The organism is Micromonospora sp. NPDC048909, from assembly GCF_040649635.1.
Taxonomy (GTDB): domain Bacteria; phylum Actinomycetota; class Actinomycetes; order Mycobacteriales; family Micromonosporaceae; genus Micromonospora.
The window spans coordinates 1-2,387 of the sequence record NZ_JBEZFU010000028.1 but is presented as its reverse complement, the minus strand read 5'-3'; the positions used below and the strand labels follow the sequence as shown (position 1 = coordinate 2,387).

3 protein-coding genes are annotated in these 2,387 nt (G+C 72.3%); 1 reads left to right on the top strand and 2 read right to left on the bottom strand.

Going from position 1 to position 2,387, the window contains the following annotated elements; genetic code table 11:
* Window positions 1-135: 135 nt before the first annotated feature.
* Window positions 136-879, bottom strand: a complete 744-nt coding sequence (locus AB0C04_RS32075; RefSeq protein WP_357062205.1) for an MBL fold metallo-hydrolase — start codon at window positions 877-879, stop codon at window positions 136-138.
* 37 nt (window positions 880-916) lie between these two features.
* Window positions 917-1,162 carry a hypothetical protein gene (locus AB0C04_RS32070; RefSeq protein ID WP_357062207.1) on the bottom strand — a complete coding sequence of 82 codons (246 nt, stop codon included), beginning with the start codon at window positions 1,160-1,162 and terminating at the stop codon, window positions 917-919.
* A gap of 89 nt (window positions 1,163-1,251) precedes the next feature.
* Here AB0C04_RS32070 and AB0C04_RS32065 point away from each other — a divergent pair, with 89 nt between their 5' ends.
* On the top strand, window positions 1,252-2,268 hold the full coding sequence (locus AB0C04_RS32065) for a methyltransferase (RefSeq protein ID WP_357062202.1): 1,017 nt from the start codon (window positions 1,252-1,254) through the stop codon (window positions 2,266-2,268).
* Window positions 2,269-2,387 lie beyond the last annotated feature (119 nt).

Below are 2,387 nucleotides of genomic sequence, written 5' to 3'. Positions count from 1 at the left end.
GGCATGCGCAGCGGCCAGAGCGTGGTGCTGCCGGACACCGCGAAGGCAAAGGCGCTCTACCAGGCGGTCGCCCACGACACGGTGCAGCAGTACCTGACCTGATCACCGGCGAAAGCAGGGCGGCGGGGCCCGGGGCTAGGGGAGATCGACCACCAGGCCGGCGGTGGCGACGGCGATCTCACCGCCGTACTCGGCACCGGCCGCCGCTCGTGCGGCGGCGTGCTCCGTACCCGGTCGGAGGTGGGTCAGCAGCAGGCGTGTCGCGCCGGCAGCCGCGGCCTGTCGACCCGCGTCGCGCGCGCTCGACTGGTAGCCCTTCGAGTCCGCCGGCACCTCGTGCACATAGGTGGCCTCGGCGACCAGCAGGTCGGCCCCGCGGGCCAGCTCCACCACGTCGGGGCTCGGCCCGGTGTCGCCGGTGTACGCGAGCACCCGGTCACCCGCGGCCAGCCGCACCCCCGCGTTCGGCACCCAGTGCGGCAGCGAACGGGTGTCGGCGCGGAACGGGCCAATGTCGAGACGGTCGCCGGCGGTGAACTCGTGCAGCGCGTACGCGGCGTCCAGCATCCCGGGCCGGTCCAGCGCCAGCACCGCGTCCAACGCACCGGCGAGCGTGTAGACCGGCAGCGGCGCGGGTGGGTCGTCGCGCAGCGCACGGGCCCGCAGCAACGGGTTCAGATCGGCGCAGTGATCGGGATGCCCGTGGCTGACGAAGACCGCGTCGAGCTCGTCCACGCTGAGCCGCTGCAGCAGCTGCGGCAGGATCGCGTAGCCGACGTCGACCAGCAGCCGGAAGCCGTCGTGTTCGACGAGGTAGCCGCTGCATGCCTGGCCAGCCTCGGGCCACACCCCGCACCCGCCGAGAACGGTAAGCCGCATGCCGCGCACGTTACCGCCACGGCCCACCCGCGGCGGGTCAGTGGATGCGCCGGCCGTGCGCGTCGGGCACCCCGGACTTGCGGAAGAAGTAGGTGTTGATCTGGTCGCGCCACTCGGCGGCGCCGCGGGACTGCTCGTCGAGGCGTTCGGCCACCCGCTCGTGAACGGCTGGATCGATCAGGCCGGCGAGGCGTTCCCACCGCTGCCGCATTCGCGTCACCTGCTCGACCCAGGCGAAGTGGGTGTCGTAGATGTGCTGGATGACGGTGACCCCGCTGCGCAGGATGCGCTGGCTCGGCTCGGTGCTGCGACCGGCTGCGGCATCCGTGCCACGCTGACGCTTCTGGGGGCATTCATGCTCTGATATGTCTCATGATCACTCCCACTCCCCTCATGAGCCTGGTCGCCGGCGTCTGGGGATTCAAGACCCTCGCGGTCGGTGTCGAGCTGGGGCTCTTCACCCGGCTCGCGAACGGACGGACCCTCACCGTCGCCGAGGCGTCCGCCGAGTTCGGGCTCCCCGAGCGCCCGGCCGACCTGCTGCTGGCCGCGAGCGCCTCGCTCGGCCTGCTCGAGAAGGCCGGCGACGGCTACCGCAACTCCGAACTCGCCGAGCAGTTCCTGGTCGAGGGCCGCCCCTACTACTTCGGCGCCCAGGTCCGCTACTCCGACCTGCGCACCTACCTGCCCTGGCACCGCATCGCCGAGGCGCTGCGCACCGACCGACCCCTCACCTGGGATCCGCAGCGCCAGCAGTCGATGTTCGACACCACCGATCCGGGAATGCTCGCGGAGTTCTGGGACGCGATGTACTCGACCTCCAGCTTCACCGCCCGCGCGCTGGCCGACGCGTACGACTTCGGCGCGCACCGCCGGCTGCTCGACGTCGGCGGCGGGGCGGGCGCATTCCCGGTCGAGTTCTGTCGGCGGCTGCCCGACCTGGCGGCGACCGTCCTCGACCTGCCACACGTGTGCGTCCGGGCCGAGGAGCGGATCGCGGCGGCCGGTCTGACCGGGCGGATCGGCACGATCGCCGGGAACTTCCTCGCCGACGCGGCGCTGCCCGACGGGCACGACGTGATCCTGCTCAGCATGATCCTGCACGACTGGGACGAGCCGACGAACCGGGCCCTGCTGGCCAAGTGTCACGCCGCGCTGCCGCCCGGCGGGGCGGTCGTCATCTGCGAGCTGCTGCTCAACGACGAGCGCACCGGTCCGCCGGAGGCGGCGCTGATGGGCATGAACATGCTGGTCGAGACCGAGGGCGGCAAGAACTACTCCGGCGCCGAGTACCGCGCCTGGCTCACCGACGTCGGCTTCGTCGACGTCCGCACCGTGCCGTTCGACGCTCCGGGCGCCAACGGCGCGGTGCTGGCCCGGCGGGCCTGACCGGGCCGGGCCGGCCGGACCACACCCCGGCACGGACCGCAGCCGCGGTGCTGGCGGCGCCGGACATCTCGGTGACCAACCTGCAGGCACACCTGACCCAGTTCAACAGCATCGCCACC